The 26,786-nt window shown below is 42.8% G+C and carries 19 protein-coding genes; 8 read left to right on the top strand and 11 right to left on the bottom strand.

Annotated elements, in window-relative coordinates:
- Positions 1 to 59: 59 nt before the first annotated feature.
- Positions 60 to 1,721, bottom strand: a complete 1,662-nt coding sequence (locus NTE_RS01265) for a hypothetical protein (protein WP_148699379.1) — start codon at positions 1,719 to 1,721, stop codon at positions 60 to 62.
- 352 nt (positions 1,722 to 2,073) lie between these two features.
- On the bottom strand, positions 2,074 to 3,552 hold the full coding sequence (locus tag NTE_RS01260) for a hypothetical protein (protein ID WP_148699378.1): 1,479 nt from the start codon (positions 3,550 to 3,552) through the stop codon (positions 2,074 to 2,076).
- Between the two features lie 241 nt (positions 3,553 to 3,793).
- On the opposite strand from NTE_RS01260, the gene NTE_RS01255 reads away from it, so the two are divergent.
- Positions 3,794 to 4,294 (top strand): hypothetical protein, encoded by a 501-nt coding sequence (locus NTE_RS01255; RefSeq protein ID WP_148699377.1) that lies wholly within the window; start codon positions 3,794 to 3,796, stop codon positions 4,292 to 4,294.
- 1,380 nt (positions 4,295 to 5,674) lie between these two features.
- Here the strand turns inward: NTE_RS01255 and NTE_RS01250 are convergent.
- Positions 5,675 to 6,958 (bottom strand): hypothetical protein, encoded by a 1,284-nt coding sequence (locus NTE_RS01250; RefSeq protein WP_148699376.1) that lies wholly within the window; start codon positions 6,956 to 6,958, stop codon positions 5,675 to 5,677.
- Positions 6,959 to 8,106: 1,148 nt separating this feature from the next.
- Entirely contained in the window at positions 8,107 to 9,174 is a 1,068-nt protein-coding gene (locus NTE_RS01245; RefSeq protein ID WP_148699375.1) for a hypothetical protein, read from the bottom strand.
- Positions 9,175 to 9,291: 117 nt separating this feature from the next.
- Here NTE_RS01245 and NTE_RS01240 point away from each other — a divergent pair, with 117 nt between their 5' ends.
- From NTE_RS01240 to NTE_RS01230, 3 genes are all read left to right on the top strand, one after another.
- Entirely contained in the window at positions 9,292 to 13,026 is a 3,735-nt protein-coding gene (locus tag NTE_RS01240) for an ATP-dependent DNA helicase (protein WP_148699374.1), read from the top strand.
- Positions 13,027 to 13,209: 183 nt separating this feature from the next.
- Entirely contained in the window at positions 13,210 to 14,025 is an 816-nt protein-coding gene (locus NTE_RS01235) for a type IV toxin-antitoxin system AbiEi family antitoxin domain-containing protein (RefSeq protein WP_148699373.1), read from the top strand.
- Positions 14,026 to 14,029: 4 nt separating this feature from the next.
- Positions 14,030 to 14,821 carry a nucleotidyl transferase AbiEii/AbiGii toxin family protein gene (locus NTE_RS01230; protein ID WP_148699372.1) on the top strand — a complete coding sequence of 264 codons (792 nt, stop codon included), beginning with the start codon at positions 14,030 to 14,032 and terminating at the stop codon, positions 14,819 to 14,821.
- A gap of 22 nt (positions 14,822 to 14,843) precedes the next feature.
- On the opposite strand, the gene NTE_RS17025 is transcribed toward NTE_RS01230, so the two are convergent.
- On the bottom strand, positions 14,844 to 15,455 hold the full coding sequence (locus NTE_RS17025; protein WP_226987103.1) for a hypothetical protein: 612 nt from the start codon (positions 15,453 to 15,455) through the stop codon (positions 14,844 to 14,846).
- Between the two features lie 124 nt (positions 15,456 to 15,579).
- On the opposite strand from NTE_RS17025, the gene NTE_RS01220 reads away from it, so the two are divergent.
- The 3 genes from NTE_RS01220 (at position 15,580) to NTE_RS01210 (ending at position 18,205) form a co-directional block, all read left to right on the top strand.
- Positions 15,580 to 16,455 (top strand): phospholipase D-like domain-containing protein, encoded by an 876-nt coding sequence (locus NTE_RS01220; RefSeq protein ID WP_148699371.1) that lies wholly within the window; start codon positions 15,580 to 15,582, stop codon positions 16,453 to 16,455.
- A gap of 320 nt (positions 16,456 to 16,775) precedes the next feature.
- On the top strand, positions 16,776 to 17,630 hold the full coding sequence (locus NTE_RS01215) for a hypothetical protein (protein ID WP_148699370.1): 855 nt from the start codon (positions 16,776 to 16,778) through the stop codon (positions 17,628 to 17,630).
- Between the two features lie 86 nt (positions 17,631 to 17,716).
- The gene (locus NTE_RS01210; RefSeq protein WP_148699369.1) at positions 17,717 to 18,205 is read left to right on the top strand and encodes a hypothetical protein; all 489 of its coding nucleotides are present in this window, start codon (positions 17,717 to 17,719) and stop codon (positions 18,203 to 18,205) included.
- Between the two features lie 29 nt (positions 18,206 to 18,234).
- Here the strand turns inward: NTE_RS01210 and NTE_RS01205 are convergent, their stop codons facing one another.
- Positions 18,235 to 19,203, bottom strand: a complete 969-nt coding sequence (locus NTE_RS01205; RefSeq protein ID WP_158384944.1) for a transposase — start codon at positions 19,201 to 19,203, stop codon at positions 18,235 to 18,237.
- Positions 19,204 to 19,398: 195 nt separating this feature from the next.
- On the opposite strand from NTE_RS01205, the gene NTE_RS16180 reads away from it, so the two are divergent.
- A complete protein-coding gene (locus NTE_RS16180) occupies positions 19,399 to 19,560 on the top strand; it encodes a hypothetical protein (protein ID WP_158384940.1) in 162 nt (53 codons plus the stop codon).
- Between the two features lie 67 nt (positions 19,561 to 19,627).
- On the opposite strand, the gene NTE_RS01200 is transcribed toward NTE_RS16180, so the two are convergent.
- The 5 genes from NTE_RS01200 to NTE_RS01180 all read right to left on the bottom strand — a co-directional run bounded on the left by NTE_RS01200 (position 19,628) and on the right by NTE_RS01180 (position 26,277).
- A complete protein-coding gene (locus NTE_RS01200; protein ID WP_148699367.1) occupies positions 19,628 to 19,942 on the bottom strand; it encodes a type II toxin-antitoxin system RelE family toxin in 315 nt (104 codons plus the stop codon).
- A gap of 6 nt (positions 19,943 to 19,948) precedes the next feature.
- Positions 19,949 to 21,613: a restriction endonuclease subunit S domain-containing protein gene (locus NTE_RS01195; RefSeq protein WP_148699366.1), complete on the bottom strand. Its 1,665-nt coding sequence runs from the start codon at positions 21,611 to 21,613 to the stop codon at positions 19,949 to 19,951.
- Positions 21,549 to 23,519: a type I restriction-modification system subunit M gene (locus tag NTE_RS01190; RefSeq protein WP_148699365.1), complete on the bottom strand. Its 1,971-nt coding sequence runs from the start codon at positions 23,517 to 23,519 to the stop codon at positions 21,549 to 21,551. Before NTE_RS01190 ends, NTE_RS01195 begins: the two co-directional genes overlap by 65 nt.
- A 209-nt stretch (positions 23,520 to 23,728) precedes the next feature.
- Entirely contained in the window at positions 23,729 to 24,289 is a 561-nt protein-coding gene (locus NTE_RS01185; protein WP_148699364.1) for a hypothetical protein, read from the bottom strand.
- A gap of 131 nt (positions 24,290 to 24,420) precedes the next feature.
- Complete coding sequence (locus tag NTE_RS01180) at positions 24,421 to 26,277, bottom strand: hypothetical protein (RefSeq protein ID WP_148699363.1); 1,857 nt, start codon at positions 26,275 to 26,277, stop codon at positions 24,421 to 24,423.
- Positions 26,278 to 26,786 lie beyond the last annotated feature (509 nt).

Here is a 26,786-nt window from a genome sequence, read left to right as displayed (position 1 = left end):
CTGTACTGCCACCAGCATTCCTTTTGCAGTAACACATAGCAGACACGAGATTCTATTTTCTATTGTGATGACGACGATGGTGACATCTGATCCTGCATGCTTTTCCGGCAGCGTGCTGCAGAAAAAGCCCCGGGATAAAAGACCCGCCCACCGATCACGTAGGCCAGCTGCTCGGCTAGAGGCACAGGGACGGTTTCAGGCGCCAAGGCGAGGATTATGGTTGGCGCGCCTGTCTGTTCGTCCTTTGACAGCCTAGCGACAAGAGGACGTCTTCCCCTTGATCCGATGCGGATATCCCCAAACAGGTTGACGTTTAGGGCAGCTGCGGCGTCGGTTGGGAAACTGGAACTAAGTGATTTGAGATCTCCCTGGGGGTACATGATTTCGATTGTGATTTCCCGACAGACGAACAGCGAACCAATGAGTCCAAAATCACCGCCCGGGTTAAAATCGCAAGCGGGTGGAAGAACAAACCTATATCCTTCTTTGTCATTATCATTATCATTATCGTCATCGTCACCGGCTTTCAGATTTTCCACAGCCTTTCTAATAGGCTCAAGATAGAGCCAGCCGCTTTGTGATTCTGGCTTGAAAACGAAGGGTTGAACGTCTATGACAGTCGGGCCAAAGAATGTCTTTTTTATGATGGCCTGAGAGCAGGTGCCGTCAAATGAAAACGTGTGATATATGCGATTGTGTTCACGGAATTCCAGCTGCATTATAGGCCCAGGGACTATTAGCGGCGGCTTTTTGTTCACGCTCACCTTTACTTCCCCTCCTTCCGCGTTCAGCTCTTCGACTGAAATCTGCATTTCCAAGGTGTTGGCCGGATCATTTAGAGATTTGGCGACCTGGTTCACAGGCTGGAGTACCCTGTATCCAACCGAGATGGATTTGTTTCCATCAGGATGAACTATCACGATGCCCCCATTCCCCAGCTTTGGTCTGCAGTTATTTTGCAGGGCAAGCTGAACAAGAGAGGATTTCTCGCACAGGCAACCTAAGGTAGAAGCCCATTTTCTGTACAATTGAAAGAGGTTTGCAAGAGGTTTAGAAAAAATGTCCAAGGCCCTTGGAGGCGCCTGCAGGAACAGAGGCGATAGATCGGTCGTTTCGTAGAGATCCTTTGAGTTCATTGGCGCCAACTTTTGAGACCTTCTTCCACTCCAGACATAGCCCAGTTTATAGTTCAAAACATAAGCGATTTTGGTCATGACGGGCAAGCGCATTTCCTTGGCGGCCTCTTCAAGTTCAGCCTCGTAGATTATTTCTCCAAATCCGCCGCCGCTATTATTACTATTATTGTCACCGTCATCTTCGTACTTGGAAACGATTTCTTGTTCAAGAGAATGGATTTCTCCTATCAGACCTTCAAGCTCTTTTACTTCTTTCGTGGACCACACATAGTCGATAGTATTGAGAAGGTCAAGATATCTTGTCGAAAATGAGGGGCTCAGGGCCAAAAGTCCCTGCTCTGTCGTGCGCACTACATTATCAAGATAATCATATGTCAGTTTGTTGAATCCGTCTGGAAGCTGCCAGTACCAGGGAAAGCAGCCCACTCCGGTCGAGTCAATTGGGATATAGTGGGCAGGCTCGGGTAGAATTTGCGAAGCCATGGCACCACCTCCTGTCGCGGCCAGGTATCGGCGGCTACCATCAATTTCAACAGCGCTAGCCTGTAGATCCTTTTGGATCTTAGACATGGAAGGTGGTTGCAAGGCCAAAAGATACTGCTGCTTTAGTATTTCTAGATCCGGCGAATGTTTCTGCGCTTTATGATTATTGTTATTGTTGTTGTTATTGTTGTCCAACATGCCTCACGTGTGTGAGATTATTCTTTTCTTTCTCGTCGCAATTATTGTGTTAGGATGAAGTCAAGAAAAAGGTGGGGAGACAGAGAGGTGGGGGGAAGAGGGGCTCCTCCTAGTCGTCATCATCATCCTCATCCTCCTCCTATTACCAGGTGCCAAGAGACACGTGTATATGCGCAAGGCAGTGGGGGGGGAGAGGAAGAAAGAGAGACGGATGGACGACGACTGGAGGTGCCCTGACGTATGTACTTGAAGCTACCTAGTTTCCGGGCCAGATGACTTCTGCGCCAATCACATATGCCAGCTGGTCAAGCAGGCTGACAGGCGTATCATTGGCTGGAGGACTCATAGTCACGGTGACTGTACCCTTGGTCGTATCTGCACTGTACTGTGATGAGTAGTACGACTGCTTGCCGCCGGCTATTGGGATTCCAAGGAAGCCGATATTCCACGAAGACTGCTCTTGGAATGTCTGCTGGAATATCTTTGTGTTGCTCGTGGTGTACGTCAGGGAGAAGGTTGGCAGCTGGCTGATGATTATGTTGCCCAAGACTCCAAAGGTGCCGTTGGTCTTGTAGTCATAGACAGGCGGAGTGGTGAACTTTAGGCCGCTGACATCGCCCTTTGACTGGTTCTGCACCGCCTGCTTGATGACGTCAGGGTTCCACCAGCCGGTCCCGCTAGAAGCCTGATAGGCGCTTCCGGAGAGCATCGGCGTGACAGTAGTTACGCCCTTGAAGGTGAGGTTGATGTTGCAGGTTTTCAGGGTCTGGTCAAAGGAGAACATGTCATAGCTTGCACTTGCCCCGCCGCCAAACGTGAACAGGTCTATCCAGCCTTCTCCTGCCGCCCCGCCGGACGCAGAGACCTTGACCGTGTTCTGGTCGATCTTGTTGACAGTCATGCCTACTGAGAATGAGGCGCCGCCGGACGTCGGGCACAGCGCGTTCTGGATGTTTGCAGTCGACTGGGCGATGTTCAGGTATGGCTGGATTGACGCGTTGCCGTTAGAGTCCTGTGTGTTCATCCACCCCGGCTGCGCTGTGGAAGGCGCAGGCTGGAGGTTTGCCGCGCACCTCTGGATCTCGGCGTTCTGAGTGGCTATTGCATTCTGGATGCTCTGGACTGGCGCAGTCTGGTTCAGGTAGCTCATAAAGTCGGTGATTATCTTGGACGAGCCAAACGGCGCGTTGCCCAGAAGAGACAGCGGGTTGAGTGATGTGCGAAGCTGGGCCAGAGTTATCGGAGTTGGAGCCCACGAGAGGATTTGCTGGGTCACATAGTCCATTTTGGCCGCCGCGGTGCCAGACTTTTCTGGCGGGATGGCACCAAACATCGTGGTATAGTCTCCCACGACGGTGTTGATGATTGCCGCCGCTTTGTTGGCAGCATCGTTGTACGCAGCATTGTCCTTTGAAGAGAGAGCGTAGCTTATTTGAAGGTAGGTGTTGAAAAGGCCTCCCAACAGAGAAGAGTCGTGAGTCTCCAAGTATCCGGTGTCCTTGTTGTACGAGAATATGTTGTTGAACCAGTTCCAAGTGTTCGTGTTAAAGATGCCCGTGTTGTTCCAGTACCATGGGAAATTGCCAAGGCCGCTTGCGTCAATAGGATACCACGTGCCAGTCTTTAACAGACCTTGCACGGTCGATTGCGCTTGTTTTTGCAGTTCCTTGTAAAATACTGCCTTTATTGGTGCCAGATTACCAGACGGATTCTTTAGCGTTGAAGTTGTCGCCATAAAAGGCAACTTATGGCGGTCGTACATAATACTGACGGTATGGTACATGCACATACACATACACACGCACACACCACGCTATGATGCGCTCGTACGGCGGCAAATTTCCAAACGTGCCTGTTTCACAGGACCTTCAAAACAGATGATAAGAATGTTAGAGAAAATATTTCGACATCGAAAAAAGCGACAGTAAAGGGAGACTAACGAATATGCATTAATAATTCAGCAAGAAGGACGACACGTGGCAGCACCAGCACCAGCAACCAATGTGTTGACAGACAGTGGATTTCTTTCAGGCGTCCAGGATTGGATTAATACCAACATCGGCAGGATAAAGCTCATGTGGCCGTTGAAGGGCGGCTGGGAGTTGTGGACCCAGGCAGAGATTGCGGCATATTTCATAAGCAAAAACCCCCTGTTCGATATACTGCGCGAGCAGCCGGTGTACGTGAACAAGGGTCAGGCCGCTGATTTCCTAATCAACAATTCAACTGTCCCCGCTACTTCAGGCAAAATAATTGTAGAGCTGAAATGCCAGTCGAAGGAAAATGCAACGACATTTGTAGCCGGCGTGCTTTCAGACTTGCAAAAGCTGTCAACCATAGATCCCACATTCAAAGGGACCCAGTTGCTATGCCTTGGAATATTTTTCGACCAAAGTGCAGGAAACAAGCTAGGTAGTCAAGGATTTGGAATAGCGATAATTGGAAGTGAAGTAGGGCTTGCATGGAAGTATGCATAAGATAGGGGCCTCTTTCTTTTTTATAGAGACCTTCCCCGTATCACGACGGTGATAATAAACACAGTTCAAGAAAGCGGCAAGATAAGGTGAACAGATCTGGCCCACGCTCTTGCAGATTCCATGGCCAGTACTAGTAGTACCAAGCGATCCTTCATGCGGGATTTTTATTCGTGTTCCTAACTTCTTTGGTTTCTAGCGGACTAGGTGAAAAGGAATTTTATTATTATTCCTGTGTATAGATGAGGACGGCAAAGTCCTAAACGGGTAGTTTGCATCTTTGTAATAAACATAGATATGGATATGTACAGTGCTGGTAGTGATACGACGGATTGCCTAGCTTGGCAAGACGCGGATTATCAAAATCAGCCACAGCCGACTTTGCACCGGAGCTAAAAAGGATATATATGTTCTTCCACATGTAGCAAAACCCTTGCGCCTTCTAGGAAGAAAAAATAAGGTCTGCTTTAACGGTCCATTTACTTCTTGGACTTCTTTGCGCCTTTCTTGGCTTTTGTTTTGGATGCTTTTGATTTTGCCATTTGGAGATGTAAAAACTACGAGGAAGATAAATGTACGTTTTAGATCCGGAAAGGCACTATAGTCTCTGCTTCATCTTGCACATTTTTCAACTTTGTCAGAAACCAAGAGCTAGTACAACAATCTGACCGACCCTAAACGCCTCTCCCAAAGGCGACATTTATGGAAAGAGATCTTCAAGCCCAATCAAACAGGGCGAGGCTCTACGGTTTGCCTACTCAGACATCATTTACCATTGACCCGTAATGAATGCTGGACTCATTTGACATACCACAACCCCGCGCCCCATGCCAAATGAACGTACGAATCTGTTGCGCTTTTTTATCCTGTGAGTGAGAGGATGGGGCGCGGGTTTATCGTCTACTTGTTAAAGTCTTTGTAGAGGAGAGGGAGATTTTGTAACAGAAAAAGGGAGCCGGGAGGTGATTGGACTGACGCAGATTATGTGCAGACCTTTGTCTGCAATCAACTATCTGCAAAGTCAGGTCCGAGTATTGGTAGTCCCAACCAAGCAAACCCGACTTCCTTTCAGTCATGCCTATCTTGTACGAACGTGGGAAATGCGTTTTTTGCTTTCCAGATGTTCGGAAAGCACCGGTACAGAGGAAGTTAGGATTTTAGAGAGTTTCGGTCAGCAGGACACGCGGCGGCATACAAGCAACAGTGATGCCAATAGCATAGTGCGCGTCATACGCCAATAATGGTAAAAGCTAAAGAAAAACGAAAAGACACGGAGCAGAATGAAAGAGCAGGCTTTTAAGTACATCCGGAAAATTATTGAAGCGCAATGAGATTCATAGTAAGAGCAATGATTCCAACAGAAGCAGGCAACAAACATTGCATCTATTTAGCGGCATCTTGGAGTGCAAAAATTGTATCTGCTGTGGGCCTATAGTAGACAGCTCTGCCCTCTCCATACTCCTTTACAACCAGATTCTGTTTGTAAAAGCTTGCAAGATATTTATTCAAAGCTTGAGGAGTTTGCAATCCTACACTCTGGTATTCCTTTGTTCGCATTGATCCCTTTTTGACAATGCTTTTGAGCACAGCCAATTCCTTTGAAGATAGATTCAGTGCATCTATCCTGGACTTGGCAAAATCAATGATCATTGATTTTGCCACATCTAATGGGATTTGAGAGACTGAAGGGAACTGCCCTCTGAACTTGAGTATGATATCCGTTATTCTTTTGAAAACATATCGTATCTCTCCTTGTGAGGCATCATAGAGAATCTTTACTATCTCATCAGAAACTATGCCGCCATCTCTACTTTTCTTGTTTAGGCTTAGCAGTTTGACGCGTATCTTTATCGCGTTGTATACATCTTGCAATGTTAGCGGCTGGAGTACTACGGGTTGACCTGTTATTATCTCGCTAACCCTTCTAGCTTCACTTTCAAGCAAGGAGAACAGACCTTTTCTGCCTATCAATATCCACACGATATGTGGTCTATCAATCAGAGTGTCTCGCATTGAGTTAAGAAATGATACGATTTCCTTGTCATCCAAGATATCCATATTATTTACAGGGATAACTACTGGCCCATCATATTCGGTATTCTTTGATACGTATTCTACCCATTTGTCCATCGTATTCAATATGGCAGGCAATGTTACGGCTGCTGGATGAGTGGTAGATGGGCTACGTGACATTCCACCACCAAAACCAAAGGCTTGGAGATTTCCTGCAAAGCCAGACTGGATTGTCTGGGCAACGAGCAGCTTTCCTTCCTTCAATATCCCTGTTTGTTTTGCCAAGTCTGTATTCGTTAATTTCTCAAGGCTGAATATCATGTTGGAAAAGGTGGAGAGGATGAAATTCTTCGGTTCCATGTTGCCATCTGTGAGTTCAATCTTTTGGAATGCTGGTAGAATTGTGTTCTTTTTCTGATGCAACAAGTCGTATTGCATGGCATTAACCAAGCTAGTTTTTCCAACTCCAATGCCTCCTTCTACTATTGTGATGCCCTTCCCGGAATTGACTAGAGTCGTTAACATCTGTAGCTCGTTAGTTCTGTCGATTAGTAGTTTTCTGTCTTCGTCGCTTATTGATAGTGCTCGGGGATCATAGGGATTGCCTGTAAATCCAAGGTCTTCCCACACATTTCCCATTGTTATTTCAACCATGATCTTATGTTTTTAGTTTATAAACTTAATGAAGTTTATCAACTAATACAGGTTGATCAACTAAAGTATCAAGGTTCGGGTTGATATGAGCTTTAAAAGTCACACGAAACAATACTCACTCAATGAACTAGGCTCAAGCTTTCGTCTTTATCCATGAAAACCATTCTTTCGAGTTGAGGTACAATGACAGGCATTCAGACTAAAAGTATGCAATATGTTTGCCAGGGAACATAGGCTCAGATATTTTTCTATAAAACTTTATTCAGAAAAGTGACCGCGTTCACCTGTGGAATTTACGTTCCATAGGAACAGGATTGACAAGATACCAAGGCAACGAATGCTAGATGAACTAGAAAAGGTTGCAAGGCAGTTTAACTACATCGAGTTTGGCAAACGTGATTTCGCAAGATATTCTGCAATACATTCTACAACCGTAATAAAGGAATTCGGCAGTTGGAGCAAAAATGTCTTGACACACTTTGAAAACGGCTGCAAGAAAAGAACTTTAACCCTTCACCTAGAACTGAACCGCCTAACAGGATATATACACTGACAAGCGACTCTATGAAGAGATGGAATGGATATGGAAAACAAACACTAGGTCACAGACCTTCAAGAATAGAATGGGAAGCGACAAATCCTAACATAAGTTACAGTGTGCCATCAAGAATCGTTTCGGTGGCTGGACTAACACTTGTTTGAGGTTCATTGAATACAAGATGGGCAAGAGCATAGTGGCTGTTGAGATTGGTGAATCGAAGCTAAAGAATGAATGATACAAAGCCTTTGAAGGTTGTCGTACTTTGCTTTGGATAAAAGATGTTGAAAGGCCAATTAACGCAGAGCTGTCTCAGATACAGGTATGACTGCACTCTTGCACACTACATATATAAGGAATCATCAAAGACTTCGCCGCCTCAAGAATTTGTAGATCTGGGCGGCACTCTTTCAGTGATAGAACGATCAGGTGAAGAAATTTTTTTTCGAATAAATTTGGGTCGGATCTTCTTGTCTGTGCAACGATTTATGCAACGCTCTTGTTGCATTGGATGCTCAAAGGGAGCGATTTTCTCACATAATTAATTACTTTTCGATTTTGTTGCATAACAAGAGGAAGTAAGACCGGGAGTAATTCTATATGCAACTAATTATGGAAGTCCTTTTGCGGTTGCAACTACTGTATCTAACATAGATTTAGCAAGTGTGTCTGCAAGAGCGATACTGTCGTCACTAGTGTGAAACCCATCATCTAGATATGCAAGTGAGACAAGAAAGTGCCCTTCTTCAAAATTGACATAGAAGATAGGGGAGATATCGTAATTTTGGCTACCATGCTGTATTCGTAATGAATTATCATAAACAACAACTGATAGTGGTTCAATACAGCTTTCAACGTTCGAATCAATTACCAGTGCCCTTCTGTACGTCATCGAACACTTTGTAAATTGTGAGAAACCATTATCGGAAGCTAGTTCTACATTGCATTGTGTTCCACTATCAAATGTAACAATTCTAAGGGCTAGTCCCTTTATCAAGGGTGTATTACTAAAAGGTCTATACTCAACAATGTTAACTTTTTTGCCGCTAGAAATCGTATCGTAAAGAGCTGGGGTATTATCTGTAATCTTTTTGAGCGTCAGCCCGTATACATAATACGTTGGTACATCTGAAATATTAACGAATAAGCCGCCATTTGCAACATAGTTTTTTATCTTCTTCAAAGTTGCGCTTTCTCCTAGATCCGCCTCCGGATATGCTCCACCATAAGGATTCAGAATAGCAATAAACGGCTCAAAATCCTTATCAACTGAAATCTGTTGGATTTCAAATTTTAGATGAATATCATTGGCAACGCTGTAGATTATTTTTTCCCAATCCTCAGGTCTGAAACCAGATGCAAAATATGGGCGAGTGTAATCGTTCCATGGAATGTCTGATAGAATGCCTATCATTAGAGTTCCCTGCAATCGCTTTCTTCGAACCCTTTTTTGTTTCCAGTCGGTAAGGATGCCCGGTCCGTAAAGAATGGCAGCTATCATTACCGCAACCATGATAACTACATAAGCAATTGATATCGCAAGAGCAATTTCGACTGTAGCTCCTATACTCTTGAGGGAAGTGTGTATGTCGAATACCGCTAGAGTAAAACTGGCGAGAATACCCGCACCAACTAATGCAAGTGATTTTGCGTCAGACTCACTAGGTTTGTATCTCACTCAGACGACCATTCAATGAAATTTCGTTTAAGTATTAAAAGACAGTGGAGTTGAAGAAATGTTTAGCCTAACAAGAGGTTAATTAGGAAGCATAAAGTTAGTTTCTCGTTTTCGGATATGAAACACGTTACAGTAAGGTTCGCTTGGCATGATAACAAGTGGAATGGCAGAATATGCGTAGACCCGACCGGCAACTTCTACTGTAGAGACAACTATTCCCTGATCTCTCCTAGGATTCAGAAGAGGATTAACTTGGACCTCGAGGGCAGGCTAAAGGAGCGCCCGGTCTCAGATGCTCTGAAATCTGCAAATTACATTCCTCCATGTTACTGGTCCATAAATGCCCTTGGAGAAAAAGACTACCCGATAACTGATCCACATCCGTTCCAAGATCTGAAACGTATGAGCGAAAAGTTCAGCAAGCAAGCCCCTCCATTAAAGAGCACACTTCGCCATAATTCAGTCTTCACTTGGTGCTTTAAACTTGGCTTTGGCGAAGACCGTAGCGAACAACTGTATGTTCCCACATCAGAGCTTAAGAAAAGAGTTGATGTCTACACAGGAGAGATATCTAAAGAAAAGTCGATAGCGTTCTTTTATGCCAATTATAGCAATCCACTGACAGGCGATGATTACAGATATGTCTTGCTCGGAGCCGGTCTTGTAGAAGGTTTAGAGAAGCCGATAGAATACAGCATTCCACAATCACTGCTTCAAGAACTGAGGAGTGGCGACAGGATGCAGAATTTTCCAACATCCTCTTGGCAATTCCAAATAAACCTAAAACCTGAAACGACCTTTATCATGCCCTATCACGAATATCTTCGATGGACTGAAGATGCCCAAGGCACGCAAAGGAGTGAAAGATGGAAGAAACTTGAAGAGATAGTAATCCCCATCAACGAGGGCAATGTCATTCCTCACTTCAAGTATGTGTCGATGCACGTCAATCATGACAAAGCCATATTCCTTCTTTACCTCTTCAAGAGGTCTCTGAGAAAGATGAAGGAACATGGTGAGATAGTGCCTTATTCAGAGATGGAAAAGATAGAATTCGTTGTAGACAGACTATTGAATATTGCATGGAAAGAGAGGAGTAAGTACCCCGGATTTGAGAATTCTCTGCATTCCATATTGAAGACCGACTTCGCGCCCGAGAAGCTCAAGGATACAATTTCGGCAGTCAGATCGTTTATTCTAAAGAAAACTGGGAGTCTTGATAAATTCTTTAGCTCAACGACACGCCTTACAGCTGAAGAGCCGGCTATAGCAAAAGCACTACGGGAGATAGAGGTAAACAAAGAATTATTAAGATTCTTATCCATCTTCGACTTCTCTACAATTCAGTTCAGCAATGTCAAGGAAATAATAAACAAGATCGGCTTCCAGACCATTAAGAAGAATCCTTATCTTCTGTTGGAGAAGTATCATTTCGATGGAGAAGATAGCTGGAACATAGATGAGGCCGACTACGGCATAAACCTCTACCAGATTGACATGGCTTTAATTCCCGACCTAGATTATGCTGACTGGGAAACACCATATTCTGCACAATCCCCAGAAAGAATCAGAGCAGTGATCACCAAGATACTTTATGATGTAGCAAGAGAAGGCAGCTCATGTCTGACAAGGGAAGAGATCATAGGGTCGATAAAGAACTATCCGTTGTTCTACATCGCTGATGAGCTTAATATCGACGTAGATAAGCTAATAGAATATGAAAAGCAACCAATTTTTAAAGAAAAGTTCGTAATAAAGGATGAAAGTTTTCAGGGAGGTCCTGTTCTATATCAGCTAAAACAGTTAAGGACAGTCGAAGATGCCCTAGAACAATTCTTCAAAAAAATGATGACCAAGAAACATACGCTGAGTAGTTCGGACCAATCTTGGATAGATAACATCGTCAGGCTCGAAAAACAAGGAGCTGGTGACAAGTTAAATTCTAATGAACGACAAGTGCTCTACCGTAATGCGCTCGAAAACGGCTTATTCATTCTCTCTGGTAAGGCAGGGAGTGGCAAAACAACGGCTGTTGTTAATCTCATACAAAGGTTCAGGGAATTAGGTAATACACCGATATTCGTCTTTACGCCAACTGGAAAGGCGAACATCGTGATAAGGGATCGCCTTAAGCCTCACGGCCTTACCGATGACAATCGAATAAAGATATTAACCATTCACAGGTTTCTTTACTCCGCCATTTTTGACGCAATAAGAAACTATCAAACTCAGAACAAATACAGCTCTTACAATAGATATAATGAATATCGACCGAATTCGAATATCGGTCAACAGGCATCCATGATGGTTGATCTGATCTCGAAAATACTTTCCGGCAAGCTTGAAGTGCTAGACGATTTTATGGAGATGTCAAAAGGATTCAGATTCTCGCCGCAAGTTGTTATCATTGATGAAGCTTCAATGATAGACGAAGTTCTACTCTCGGCACTGTTTGCAATGATCAATGCTGATAATCTTAAGCATCTCATTGTGGTAGGAGATGAAAAGCAGCTTCCTCCTATTGGTGCAGGCAGACCATTTGTAGACACGATATTCCAATTGAAAAGGACCGGAATGGAGAGCAACTACATTCGTCTTGAATCTAATCTGAGATTTGACACTACCGCCCGCATCGGTTTTCTAGCGGAGATCTTCGGCGGAAACAAGTCACCGCATCCCCACGAGATAGCGGATGCCTTAGCAAAGAACGACTCGACCTTAGAGATACATTATTTCAGTAGTGATCATGAATTGAAAGAGTCTGTAAGGAAGGTACTCAACTCAATAGGCAAACCAAAAGCAGGAGCGTTGTCAGATATGTTTGGAGACATTTATGAAGATTCATCTAAGCCTGTACTCGATAGGATACAGATAATTACTCCGAGACGAGTCGGCAGCTTCGGTTCGATGTTCATCAATACCAATGTGGTAAAGGAAGGGGCACAAGAATTTTCACCAAGAACGAAGCTTATCTGCGAAGAGAACAAATATGTTTACGTAAAGAAGGATGGCAGATACAAACGTGTATTAGCCTTGGCGAATGGTTCGGTGGGCTACATAATGCCTGATGGCTCTGTTAGCTTTGAAGACCTAGATGATTTCCAGCGCGACTTTGAATGGAGCTATGACATTGAGAACATAAAACGGGAAGTGCGCGACGATTACATTGGAATAGAAAGAACAATAAACTTCGGATATGCCATAACTGTGCATAAGGCACAAGGGAGTGACTATGAGCACGTCATCTTGGTAATCCCTGAGATGAGCCCTTTTATCATGCGCGAGCTGCTCTACACAGCATTTACTCGAATCAGGACAAAACTCCATTTAATGATCCATAACAGTCTAAAAGATGAACTTGCGCTAATATTTGCTAAGGCTTACGAAAATTCATCTGTCGAACAGAGAAGGACACTGCTATTTGGTCACAAGTCATCACCTTACAGACCTTATTTGCTGACTCTTAAGAATGGTATGACGATCGAGGTCAGGAATAAGATAGAGCAGATTATCGGAAGGACTTTGGATAACTTTTGTGAAAGGCTAGAATATGAACCGAGAGACTTCTTACAGGAATATCGAGTTCTACCGGACTTCAAATTCGAAATTGACGGAATAGCATACTATCTAGAGCATCTCGGTCACATGGATAACAGAAGTTATAGAAATAGGTGGATTCAAAAACTGGGCATATACGAGAAAGTAGGAATCGGAGACAACCTAATAACTACTACAGAGAGCGATCAGGCCTCAGACACCGAACAGAACATTTTCCAGATAGTTAGTGATATCAAAGCAAATTCACTAAAGGTGACATCCGGAAGTCATTCGAAGCATCACTACGTCATTTGATTCGCTAGGCATTGCAAGGAGACAGATTACGAGTTAGTGTTGTCTATTAGAAGTCAAGCTTGTTTCAGACAATTATTCACACAACAATCTAACCTAGGAAAGGGAGTTTAGGAAATCCTAATTTTTCATATATCAACGTCATCTATTAATACTTGTGTAACTAGACTCTTGTTATACAAGAGTATGAGCACACAGAACTTAAACTTGGGGGCAAATGAGCTCAGGCTGCTCTTTACTCTCGAGAAGGAAAACAAGAGCATCTTCTCAATGAAGGATGCCAAAGAAATACTTCGAACCTCTGACGCCTCGGTATGGAACGTCATCTACCGACTCAAGAAAAAGAAGAGGATAGAGGAAATAGAGAGAGGCAAGTACCTTCTCATCCCTGCCAAGGCAGGATACGAAGGACTGTGGTCAGAGGTACCATTTTTGATACTGCCTAACATTTTGAACGAATACTATGTTGGCTTTTACTCTGCTCTCAACTACTGGGGAATGACAGAACAGGTACCGCGCGTAGTGTTCGTTGCCACGACCAAGAGGAGAAGAGACTTGGAATATGGACCGAATGTCTTCAAATTCATCAAGCTTGCAAAAAAAAGGTTCTTTGGCTTTGAAGAAGGCGAAATAGCCGGTACCAAGTTCAAGATATCATCTAGGGAAAAGACGGTGCTGGACTGCTTGATGTATCCCAAGTATTGCGGCGGGCTTGATGAAGCAGTAAAAGGCATATGGGAAGCAAGGAATGAGCTGAACTTTGATAGACTTATAGAGTATGGTAAAAAGCTAGGAATTAGTGTAGTGACTAGAAGGCTTGGCTATGCGCTTGAATTGCTTAACATCGAAAGTGAAATAGCTGACAGGATAGCCTCTAACAGATTCAAGGGGTTCATGTGGCTTGACCCTCTGGGTCCAAAGAAAGTCCTCGGGTACTCCAAGAAATACGGATTGATAATAAACAGATCCGATAAAGAGCTAAAAGAATGGATGGAGCACTAGAAGAATGATAACAGATCGCGAACTCAGAGCCGTGGCCAGAGAAAGAAATCTGCCTGTCGATGTGGTGGAAAAAGATTATGTTCTTGGATGGATACTCTTTGGAATAGCATCAAGTGCTGCTTCAGGCTCTCTGGCGTTCAAGGGCGGCACTGCACTGTCCAAGATATACTTTCCCGGCAGATGGCGTCTTTCAGAAGACTTGGACTTTACTGCTGTCGATGAGAGTGAGATGCTGGTTCTGGGCACAGGCGTAATGTACGAGGTACCCGGAATCGTGCAGAAGGCAAGTGGCATAAACATCGAGATGAAGGGAGACCCTCTTGCTAATCCAGAATTTTTCCGGGGCAAAATCAAGTACACAGGACCGCTGAGCAAGAACAACATCAAAATAGAAATCTCCAGAGAACCGTTTATTGGCAAGGTCGTAAGAAAATCAGTTCCACACACGTACGATTATCCAAAATTTGCAGTCAAAGTCTATGCGCTTGATAATCTACTTGCAGAAAAGATGAGGGCAATCATCGAACGGGGAAAGATCAGAGATTACTATGATGTATGGAGGCTGCTAAAGATTCGCAAGTTCGACAAGCAAGAGTTGAAAGAGCTTTTCCTTCAGAAATGCAAGTCAAAAGGAGTTACCTTTACAGGCGTAGAGCAGATGTTTCCGGCTGACATTGCAAAGAAACTGGAACCTTACCTTGACACATGGCTTACCAGACTGAGCCCGGAGCCGCTGCCTGAGCTGGAGACAATTCTGGCAGAGCTAAAAATCTCATTGAAAGACTTGTTGAGCTGATAGTATTCACATATGGAAAGTTCTATCGAATGCTAGGACAAAACATCGAATAGCCTGTTGTAGTCATTGAAGTACTGTTAAGATTTAATGTATCAAACCTAACATGGATTGAATTTGCTATCTGTGCCTTGATATATTCTGGAATGCCGCCATAGCACTTGTTCAATATCTCGGTATTTTCCCACCCATCTAGGCTAGCCACATAAGCAAGCGACCAATTTGTCGCTGCGAGATAATATTGAGCCATTGTATGCCTGAACAGATGTAAGGAGTGTCCGCCAAAGTACAAACCATCGCCAAGTGCATAGATTCTAGTCTTTTCGTTGAGCCAGCTGCTTTTATCAAGGTCTGAAAATATCCTTTTGAATCGAACAGCCATCTTGTGCATAAAATAACTAGCTTGTAAGTATTTCGCTTTGTCGCTCTTGGCATCTTCAAAGAACAGGAATTTCCTTTGTTTTGGTAGTCTGTCGTAGGCAGTTTCAATGATGGCTCTGCACTCTTCTGTGGGGTATTTTACCCACCATTTGCCTTCTCTTGTAAGATACCAATCACCACGCTTTATCTTCGACTCGAACTGTTCCACTCTGAACAATGGAGAAAAGATTATTCTATCACGGCTCATGGATGCCATAGCAAAAGCCCTAGCTCCAGTATGGAGAGGCTTTGTGTAAAAAGTCGGTAACTGTCGATACTTTTTAAACAGCCAGCTTACTTTTTAAACAGATATTCTCCAGAATGAAATTGCCTGACGGAACATGGGTTCAAGAAAACAGTTCAGAATCCTTTATGATGGAATGTTAGATATTCCTACTAGCCTAAATGGAATATCTGTCCTTTCATATGATTTGGATCACTTGGGCAAGACTAATCATAAAATCTCTGTATCTTTCACCGTCCTGCACATTAATCAGAGCAACACTGTTGACGATATACGGTTGTATGTGCTAAGTAGAGATCAGTTTGTCACCTGGGCTCTAAACTGTCTAAGAAATAACAACGCTTATCTCTGCCCTGTACAATATTCCCATTATTCAGGACAGGTACCTTCAGGACAGGTTACTTTGCAAGTGCATTCAGGCGGATCACTTCATTTCCTATTGGATAACCGATATTCCACTTTCAGCTCAAAGAGAGTTGCGATTCGCATAGACGAAGAGTGGGAAGAACAAACAGGACAACTAGACCTCGTGACAACAATTCCGCCGCATGACAGGTCGCTGGAGGATGAGGCAAAACGGATGATTTGTAATTGCAATCATACATTGAAGATTATCTCGCCATACGCGGACATGTCATTCGTTAAGGATATCCTTGAAAAAAGCAAGAGCGCCAACATTCAAATCATTACAAGAGCCAGAGATGAATTTACAAGTGATAAAAGGCAGGCTTTTGGCTTCATCAAGGATAATCTAAAGGATAACCATAGAATCAACAACTTCGTTCATTCTAGAATAATAATAAGGGATAATGAAGAGGCTCTTATTTCGTCAGCCGACCTAACCCAAGATGGTCTCATGAAGCAGTACAATACCGGCGCAATAATTTCAGATGCAAATGTTATGAGAAAGCTGCTGAAGTACTTCGATGAAGTTTGGCATCAATCTACAACAGTGCAAACTAAAGCAAAATGAGTTCGAGACCCGCAGCGCTTAAATATTGATGTCTTAACCCGCAGCGAGATTGCTTCGTCTCTTGCTATCCGAGATTCTAGTGGGACTTTTCAAACAATGGCGGATTTTGAGCACCCTTATATAGAAAAGTTTTATAGTCTATAGAATAACAACTACCGTATGACTATGCTGTTTTGGTTCAAACTGCGACGAAAGGACGGCACCAATTTCTGTTCAAAGGGCGTCGCAAATGGTTTGTCAATGCAATAAGAGTCAGATAACTAGCTCATGTGTAGATATACTTAACAGTAGTACGTATCCTGTAATAGGAGGTTTTGCCTGTGAATACTGAAATCCCTGAAAGACTCTGGCTTCCTTTGCTCATACTCGATAAATCTGATGGTGTAATCCACGGCAAAACCAAATTCCAAAAGCTAACATTTCTTACTCAAGTCTTGGCACACATAGACGAATATGACTTCAGAAAATATCATTATGGGCCATTCTCAGACCTATTGGAGCTTGATTTATCTGCCTACTCAGGCTTAGTAACTATAGTCGAAAATGAATCAATGATGAATTATGGTCAACATTACTTTTCTTTCTATTTGACCAGCAATGGTAAGAAGGAGATCGAAAAAATGAAAAAAGAACTTCTGCCCCGTACATTAGAGAAAGTAGAAAATATTATTGAATCACGATTGGCAAGAACCAGATGCGAACTTCTCGATGAAGTCTACTCCAAGTTTGGCATTGACCCTAAGGATTCACTAAAGTTGGCCGCCGAGGTAAAAAAAGAACTGGAGAACATCTTACCTCCCTTAATTGAATGCAGTAGGACGTATAATAATCGGCAATCCGCGTTTGTTCTCTCTACGTTAGAAATAATCGGCAATATCTTGAAGGCACTCGAAAGCGTATCAGATACAGCCAAGAGAGGAGTGGCACTCTACCTTTCCAGAGAACTCATTCACAAGATTGCCGATACATCAAAGGATGTAAGGCCGCCTGCAAATTCGGAATTGCTACGTCCAAGATTCTTGGAGATTGCAGAGTTAGAGTCTTATCTTCTAGGATATTGTGATAAAAGAAAAATCTATAATAATCCTTTCGAACGTACTCTTGACGAGGCGTTCACGGAGGAAGAAGCGAAACGGCTAGCGCAGTCCCTTTCCAATTTAAATCTGACAGCATAGTAGTTCCAGACACTAATGCCTGCCTCAGCTATTCAATAAACCATAAAATCCACGGCATACCTATTCAATTGCAGAATTACAAATCAATGAAGTATTATCTCGACTCAGAGATAAGTAAAGTTGCGATAATTAAGACAGTCGAATCCGAAACACATAAGAAAATTTGGGATATTCTTGCCGAGAAGGGAGGAGATTTAAAATTAACTCCACTTCAAATCAGACTGCTAGTCCATAAATCCCTTGAGAATTTTAGTAGACTTCACAAAAACTATGGCATACTTCCTGATGATGTTTCCTTGATGCCAAACGTCGAAAACATGTACGCAAACATTTGGTCGGGAGGAAATACCCTCCAAATTCAGGTGTGGGTATCAATAAAGAAAAAAAATAGTCCTGCAGATGGCCCGCCGCGCGGAAATGATTTACGGATTCTTTCTACTTCCGCCAAATTTGCCACATATATCAAGACGGAGTTATTGACTTTTGATCACGATTTTATTGCCTTTGAACAGGAGATCAGGAAGACATTTGGATTAGACATAATCAACGGCGGAACGATTCCGCATACATACTAATTCTAAAAGTTTTGATTATTCTCCAGGTTTCAGACTGAAAAATCTGCCCGTATTCCCAACTCGTGTATTTCCTGAATCACCACGCAAATATTATGACATAGAATCTTTAACAAAACTTCATTGAATTGCGCCGTTTCATCCTTACTTCTTACATATTCTCTGAACTTTGTCTTTATCATATGAAATGCTGTTTCGACATTCGACCGCTTGTGATAATGCTTCATAAAATCATCTCTATGGAGGTTGAAATAGTGGTACATCCTATTCCAGGCAGGTGCTCCTATAGCCAAGCCTCGGCTATTCACCTTGAAGGGAATGAATGGTTTTCCACCGAGGTCTTCTACAAACTGGAGATTCGTTCTGCTGAGATATGCTTTGTCTGCAACAGCTTCCTTCAGGTTAAATGACTGCGCTGTCTTTTCCAACAATGGTTGAAAGTACGGGTGGTCAGGACGGTCACCATCCGTAAGCTGGACTGCAGTTATTACGTTTGTCTTTAGGCCACAACAAATGTGTGCCTTCACCCACTTTTTGTACTTCTTGTCTTTCCCATGCTTGAAGTCGAAATATCTAGCAAAACGAGAGGAAGTACCAAAGCCAGAACTATCCACTCCAAAGGTAGTTTCTACGGAAGCCAGTGGAAGGCTTGATAGCTTGATAAGTTCGTAAAGTATCGGTGTTAGCTCTTTCTTACGCATATAGTTTGAAACAGAAGAATAAGAACAGAAAGTGTCAACATGACCCTCTGCGACTGCTTTTTGCATCTGGCTCATGAAGCGACGCAAGGAGAAAGTTGAATACACTTTCAGCGCAGAAGCAAAAACCATATCCGAAAGAGGCAGCCTGGGCCTTCCGAAGTCATAGGCAGGTTGATCAACATTTCTACACAAATCTGACAGTAGCTTCAAGAAGGTATCTTGCTCACCACATTGTGCATCATCATAAGCCTTCCAGTTTTGAGCATACGTTTGGCGCTTGTCAGAAGGAAATTGCGTCATCCTAAGCTGTCTCCGGTCTTCCAAGTAGGTTGTGACCTTTCGCCGCTTGTGCTTGCTCCGCTTGGTCATTTAGGCCATGATAAAGCACTCCTCTTGGCTGCATATTGGTATATACATTGGTCTATTATATATAATTGTTGGGCTATGTATATACCAATAAGATAAATAGACCTGGTAGGTATTGTAGTTTGAGCATTGAAAAGCAAGGTACATTACGTTCGCAAGGGTTCGCCTAGCGTCAAAACTGTAATACCAGAAGGAGTCGCGGATGCTCTCAAGGTAAAACATGAGGATGAGCTCGAATGGGAAATATTCTCTGAAGATGGAAAGATCAAAGCTAAAGTAAGCAAGAAATGACGACTGATTCATTATGGATTACTATATGAGAAATATATCAACAGAAATGATCGTCCAGTAAGATAAACTAATCGTCTACGGCTTTTTTCGCACTCACTTGTATTTTTCCTACTTCCCTAATGTATCGCTTTATCTCATCATATACGTCATCACGCGTATCCAATGCAACGATCATAATTTTCTCTTCATCATAAGAATAGACGGCTCTAAATTTTCCGAATTTATATTTGAAATATCCCGCGAGATCTCCAGTTAAAAGAATTCCAACCTGGGGGTTTTCCCTGATTTCTTCTATTGCCTTTGCTACCCTCTTTTGTGTATAAGAATCAAGTTTAGAAAATTCTTTTTCGACCTTTCGACGCCCAAAGAAGACTTCGCGCATCCAGTATCATAACCCATATTTTGACTTGATATCATCAAATGATACCACATATCCTTCATCCACCTCGTTGATTCCTTCATAGATTTTGTTTACCGAATCCACTTTTGCTTTTAGTTCTATGGTCTCTTCGAGTGCTTTTCTCAAGTTGTCAACGCTACTAAACTTGATGGATCCTTCGAGTAAGTTTTCCAGCAGGCTTACCGTTTCGTGTTCCACTAGAGCAGCCAAATCTTTGAATGCATATGCCTCCCTCGTAAGCTGAGAAATCGCATTATGTACTGACTGGTCATGGATTACTGCTATCAGAACCTGGCCAATGTCTTTCTCGCCAATTTCATCTACTACACCCCCATAGGTCTTTGCAACAACCTGATTGTATCCATATGGTGTTGATAGGAATGTAGCGATGTAGGCTGCATCTACAGGATACTCTAATTCGGAGGGCTTGTCCTTATGCGGAATAATTCTGAGAATATGCTGTGAAGCAGCCCACCCATCCGTAATCGGGGTCGTCAGCCCAATTCTTCCGATTGTTCCCGAACATGTCACCAGTGTCCAACCCGGCTTAATTATCCAATTATTAAGACTGGCAGTCATTTTTCTTGATAGGTACTTGAGATTGAATGGCCTGTTCATGGGCAAGTCGCTTCCCTGTAAGAATGGGATGCCGTATTCCTTTTCAACGTAGATTCGCTTGAAACGTGGAGCGACGATAACTTTACCCAAGTCTTTTGTCTTTACAAGTTTTGTCGAGGATTTTCTCAGCATCCGCAAAGTCTCTATTAGCACAGGGTTGTGAAATGAGGCATCTAATCTCGTGTCCAGCGAGGATGATTTGAGTGAAAACGATTTTCTGTTCTTTAGTGGGTTATCAATTTCCCGGGTGAGACCTGCAGAATCGTAAAAGAGTGCTTCAGCCTCGTCTAGCTTCTTATTTGCTTGCTGGCGTAACGAATAAGCATATTTTATTTGATGATCGAATAATCCCATTATTTTCTTATCCAAGATGGGAACTGCCAAATCCTCAATCTGGTGAGGCTCAACATGATTTATTGCCAGGCCATACTGATCCCGGGTTACAACAGACTGTGCAATCCATGTTGAGAGAAATGCATAGAGATAACCTGAAGGAATTTCTTCTTCGTTGGGTATAATTCGAATAAGATCGTGCGTGAGTACAAACTGGGAAAGATTTTTGTCAACGATGGTAAGCCGTCCGATAACTCCAGAGCATGTCATCAGAATCCAACCTTCTTTTACGAGGAGATCGTCCAAATTCTCCGTCTTTGATTTTGAAAGATACCTTTCACTTTTCGGCCTGAACATCAAGGTCTCAGTTGCACTGAGATAAGGGATCCCCTTTTCCTTGTCACCTGCATAAATTCTCTTGAAGCGGTAACCACTAAACATTTTTCTTTGAACCAGTGTTTTGAGGGGACGTGTTGAAAAGCGTTTGTCATTTAGTATCCGCAATGCCAGATCTTTTTCTTTAGCGTAGTAATCAGCATCAAGCCTCAAATCGCCAGAGAAAATCCAGCTAGACTTTAAGGAGAGACTTCGAAGTGTCGCCGCATTTTGATGCTCTTCTCTTGAAACTAGCGCCATCTTATTTCCTGCCTTTCCTATTCCACCATTCCACAAATTCATCGCCAATATGTGGTAAATCATCATCCAAGATGGGTTCCTTCGTGACTAGCTTTTCTCTTACTTTGCTCCTGTCAACAATTTTTACTATGTATGTCTCCTTCTCAATTTCTATCATTTCGCCCTCGGGAGTCCTCTTGAAGATGCTGTCGCCTCTACTGTTTTTTCCCACTTTGCCAGCTATGGCCATGAATACGTCATAGTCAGGAAGCTTCCCACCTTTCTTCTCTAGGGCCATCTCTGTCTCGTTCTTTCGTTCAAGTATCAGAAGGCTGGTTTTCGTCCCGGTTGAAGGTTCAAACGCTTCTTTTGCCAGGTCAATGCTGGCTATAACTTTGGTATGCGTAAGAATCCAATGGCGAACGTACTTTAGCCCTGGATTACTGAGGACAGAGTCGGGCAGAACGATTGCCAGTTTGCCATTCGGTTTTAACAGTTGAACAGATCTTTCGATGAACAAGAGTTGTGGAGGCATTCGTGATTTAATGTCATCAGTCCTTTCGAGTATTCCATCATCATTTTCTTTCCAGACGTGTGCCAGATCATACTGCGATAGGAGATGTCGGTCATCAATGATAATATTCTCTCCGAATGGTGGATTTGTCATTAACATATCAAAGGAGCCAAGCTTGACTTTTTCCGCAACATCAATTGGCCATTCACCAGGAGCTTTCAGGGAGTCCACCGAGAAAAGATTGCTAGAGCCATTACCATGGATGACCTCATTCATCTGCGCTGCTTGAACCAGAACTTCATTAAAGTCAATTCCATATAGACACCTAGCACAATACATTCTAATTTCATCATCTACGATTTGCATTGCCCTCTCATGCGAAGGGTCCTTGGCAATCTCTCTATCATAATAATACTGCCTCATTGTGTCTATGACAGATATCAGGAATCCACCTGTCCCGCAGGCAGGGTCTATTATCTTTGCATCTTGAATCTGTTGCTTCGTATGCATCGCAAGGAGTATTCTTACTGCCAATCGGCAAATGTTCCTTGGAGTGAAATATTCTCCAAGACTGCCGCGCAAATTCTTACCGACAAGTTCTTCGTATGCATCGCCTTTTACATCAGCGTCGGTTCGGAGCAGATAATAATTCTGTAATTGACCTACAACATAAGCAAGGACTCTCGGATTTAGTAGAATCTTTGGGTCATTTTTGAATATGTATTGATACTGTTTTCTAACCGAGTCGAATAATTCGTCTATGCGTTTTTTTACACTCATCGCCCCCATGTCTGAGCCAATTTCTTTGTTCGTTACATAGAAGTGGATTTCGTCCGACCTCTCATCATAGACTTTGCAGAATATTAGCTTGAGCAGTTCGTGAAATGCTTGGTCTTCTCTCATTCCTTGTCGGCCATATATGTAATCATTAATACGTTTGAAAACAGACTTTAGCTCTGTAGCTGGACGAAGCTGGGTAAAATCAGGTTTTTCATACTCTTCGATTGTCTTCCCATGAATGGGTATGTCAATGACAGGCTTGGGCTCATACTTCTGTCCCTTTGTCTTTGATTCTATCTTCTGAAAGCATAGCTTTTCAAGACCGTTTGTCCACAGGGCAAATTCGCAATTCATTGCACTGGAAACATAACTTCCCAGTTGGTCTATGCCACTCTCTTTATCAGTACTCTTGATCTCTGGCCGTTTTGTTTCAACTATGATGTAGATGTTTTCTTGTAGTGGTGGTTTTCCGTCGTGAAAAACTGCTATATCGACGGGAAGGCGCTTTCCACCTACCGCCAGTTTAAAGTTAACCCTTATCTGCGACAGGTCGTAGCCATACTCCTCGACCAAGCTTCGTATGACTCTTTGCCTGACATGCTCTTCAGGAGTCTCCTTTATCAACTCTTGAGTAAGATATGATTGTAGTTTCCCAGGAGGGACGTAACTCACTGAATTGCCGTCTACAAATCTGTCCATGTCTTGCGCCCCACCCCTATCCCTATGTGCCGCCAGTATTTCGACTTTTTGGTTTTGAATAAATGGTTTTCGCGAAAAATCGCTGAAAAAAGACGAAATCCGACGATGGTCGATTCATGAATGTGCCTCGGACTAACGATCATTTGAAAACCTTCTTGCAAAATGATTACTATGATTTTTCTGCTTTACTCAGTTACACTGTAACACATCTAGGATTGGACGGTTATTACCCTCGGTAGTTCCTTCTTCAATATGCAATAACCCTTCACAAAATCCTCTGCTTCCTTCTTCACATAATTTAGTATGTTGTCATAATTGCCATCAAAGTACCACGATTCCATATTCTTTGCCAGCCCTGATTTTCCCAGGAAGCGCGAGTAGCCGTCGAACCTGCCGCCATTCGCTATAACCAAGACATGCTTGAGGTCGATCATTGGTCTGTGGCCGAGCCTAAGACCCTCTAAATTGCAATATTGCTTTAGCTTGCTCTTCATAAACTGAGACTCGAAAGCCAGATTGTTGCCTACTGGAATGAAGTTCCAAACACCCTTGTCAAGATAGATTTTCTTGAACTGCTCCACCATCTCTTGTTCTCCAATTTCCCACTCCTTCAGTATCTGCAGGTCGCCGACCGGCTTGCCCGTGACGCTGTGAAGTTGCTGATACTGGATTGTTACTATCTTGGCCTTAGAAGGGACAGTGCCCGCCTTTTCCTCGCCACGGAATGACTCTAAGGGAACAGTCTCGATGTCGAAGTAGTACTCGGGCAAACAGCAAAGTAAAATGCTACCAGTTATTTAAGAATAGAAGATTTCTATATATTTAGTCGCACTGTTCTCAAAATGACTTTTTAAACAGATTATGGACTTTTTTAACAAGAGCGACTTATTACACAAAGCCGTTAATGCGGAAGAACTAGATAAAAATTAGAAACAGCAATAATACTGATGTTAAATAGTATTATTACAAAAAGCAATGTGCTTATGACATTCACTTTCTTATTGATGTTAGACAATGCTATTGCTGCAGGAATTTGGAAAGGTATGTCATACAATACTCTAGTTTGAATAACATAGTTGCCAAATAGAACCGGGATCAATCCGATTGATAGAAAAATTAAGAGTAATATTGTCTGGCTTTCGATTCTTACTTTGAATAGCCAATATAGGGCAAATGCATATATGATAAAATTACCAAGTTGACCTCCTACAAAACTATTTGCAGTATAGTTTAGATTGCTCCAGCGTAGGGCAAATTGCTCTACGCCTATGGCGCGATAAGCCAACTCAAGGTCCTTCTCAATTCCGCCAGTTGAGCCGGTAATATTAACTCGAACTATGTCAATAGCAATAACAGAAAGAATGACTATTACAATAAGAACAATGCTCTTGTTTAAGATAGTATACTTATTCTTGAATACAAATATTGCTGCAATATAGGCCCCAGTTACAATAGTTACTATAGTCCACGTATACACATGGCTTAAGAGAGTAAGCAGGATCATGAGAGCAAATAAAAGCAAATTTTTCCTCTCAATGGTCTTAATAAACCGAAGAAGGAAGATAAAGGAAGCATATCCAAAAACAAGTGCTAGCCAATTTGCATAGAAGCCAGCATAAATCCCTACAAGGGTAGGATATGAAATGGCCGTCATAAACGCGGCTAGTAGCGATGCGAGATCGTTTGCTGCAAGTTCTCGGGCAAGAAAATATACAGAAATGGCCAGTAGCGGTCCAAGAATTATCGAAGAGTATTCTACCACAAGAAACAAGTCAGCGTTAGAAATCTTCTGAAAAACTGAGAAAAGAATCAAAGTAAAAGGCCTATCTCCTTCACTCTGACTGACAAATGCGTTATACAAGAATTCCTGTGGGTCCTTTGATTCGTTCAAATGTGTGACCCAGTTGATATAATATCCAGTATCTACTCCTATTTTCTGATTGTCAGGATTTATGGTTGGAAGATGAGGAATAACTGCAAAGACGATTGACGACAGTGCTATTAGCAAGAGATAGGTTATCCGATGCATTTTGCGCATTTTGTGATTTTCAGCGATAATCAGAGGTGTTAGCCTTATTTTCAAAGCTCTTAATATGGAATCTGTAACTAATTTTACAGGAATGCATGCTATCAGTAACAGGATAAAGACAGGAGAGAAGCTAGAAAGCACCACAAATACATCATAGGCATAATTACGCACAGGCTGCGTGGACTGCACCGCATTTGAAGAAACAACCGAAGCAGTTGCAAAGGCAAGCCCAATGATACCGAGTATTATTCCAAGTATGCCAAAATAATTCAGAGTTAAGCCCTGTTGTTGATTTTTCAAGATCTTTCGCAGAGAATATCTATTATAAAGCAAAAGAGCGGTTATTACAGGAAGAGAAGCAAGGGCAATGCCACTAAGTAACACAGCATAATTGGCCGCTGCTCCCGCAACAAGGAATGCAGCATGTATCCCTATTGCAATATAGTAGTAGATCTTCTTTAATTTCCGTAATGAAACTACTAACCATACAATCAAAAGCGACCCCAGAACCACGTGATCAACGTATTCATTTGTAATGTAAACACCAAAGACAGTATAGTATGTAACGCGATCTATGAGGGGATATACAGTCAAGTGGGCAAAAGTAGCAGCAGAATAAACATAGAAAAGACAAAGAACAACCAGAGAAGCAGAAGCAATAATTGACGACATGGGAAAGCCACGGCCAAAGGCTTTTACTATATTTTCACTAGTAATGCCCTGAGCCAAGCAAAATTATAGCATTCTAACATATCTTTAAGCCTTATCGAGCATCAGTATGAAAGAGTAACAACGAAGAACTCTGTAACACATGCATTTCATTATCTAGACCATGATAAATGTCAAGGCTTGTTCACGGGTTCATTTTCACGCTGCGGCAATAACGCGTTTTGCGCAGTCAAACCGGTATATTAGTGTGCGGCAAACGGCTTGCCGCAAAACTACAACAAGCACCTCTAACCGTATGGGAAGACAGACAGATGATGACACAAAGGTACCAGAAAACAACGAGATATCAAGATGCCGTCCTCGGACCAAGACAAAAATGAGAAGGACGGGAGAGCTTAGCATGTGTATGGCTGAGACAAGAGAGGTACAAGATGCTCTTTCTATCAATATAGATATATAACATTCTTATACTAGATCCACACAGAACTCGTGAGCGCTAGTTGAGCGACTCACGAGCGAGGCACGAGTCCGAGGTCAAAAGACTTGGCTAGACCAAAGCGCGGCATGCG

The organism is Candidatus Nitrososphaera evergladensis SR1 (genome assembly GCF_000730285.1).
Taxonomy (GTDB): Archaea; Thermoproteota; Nitrososphaeria; order Nitrososphaerales; family Nitrososphaeraceae; genus Nitrososphaera; species Nitrososphaera evergladensis.
This window is presented reverse-complemented; position numbering and strand designations above follow the sequence as displayed.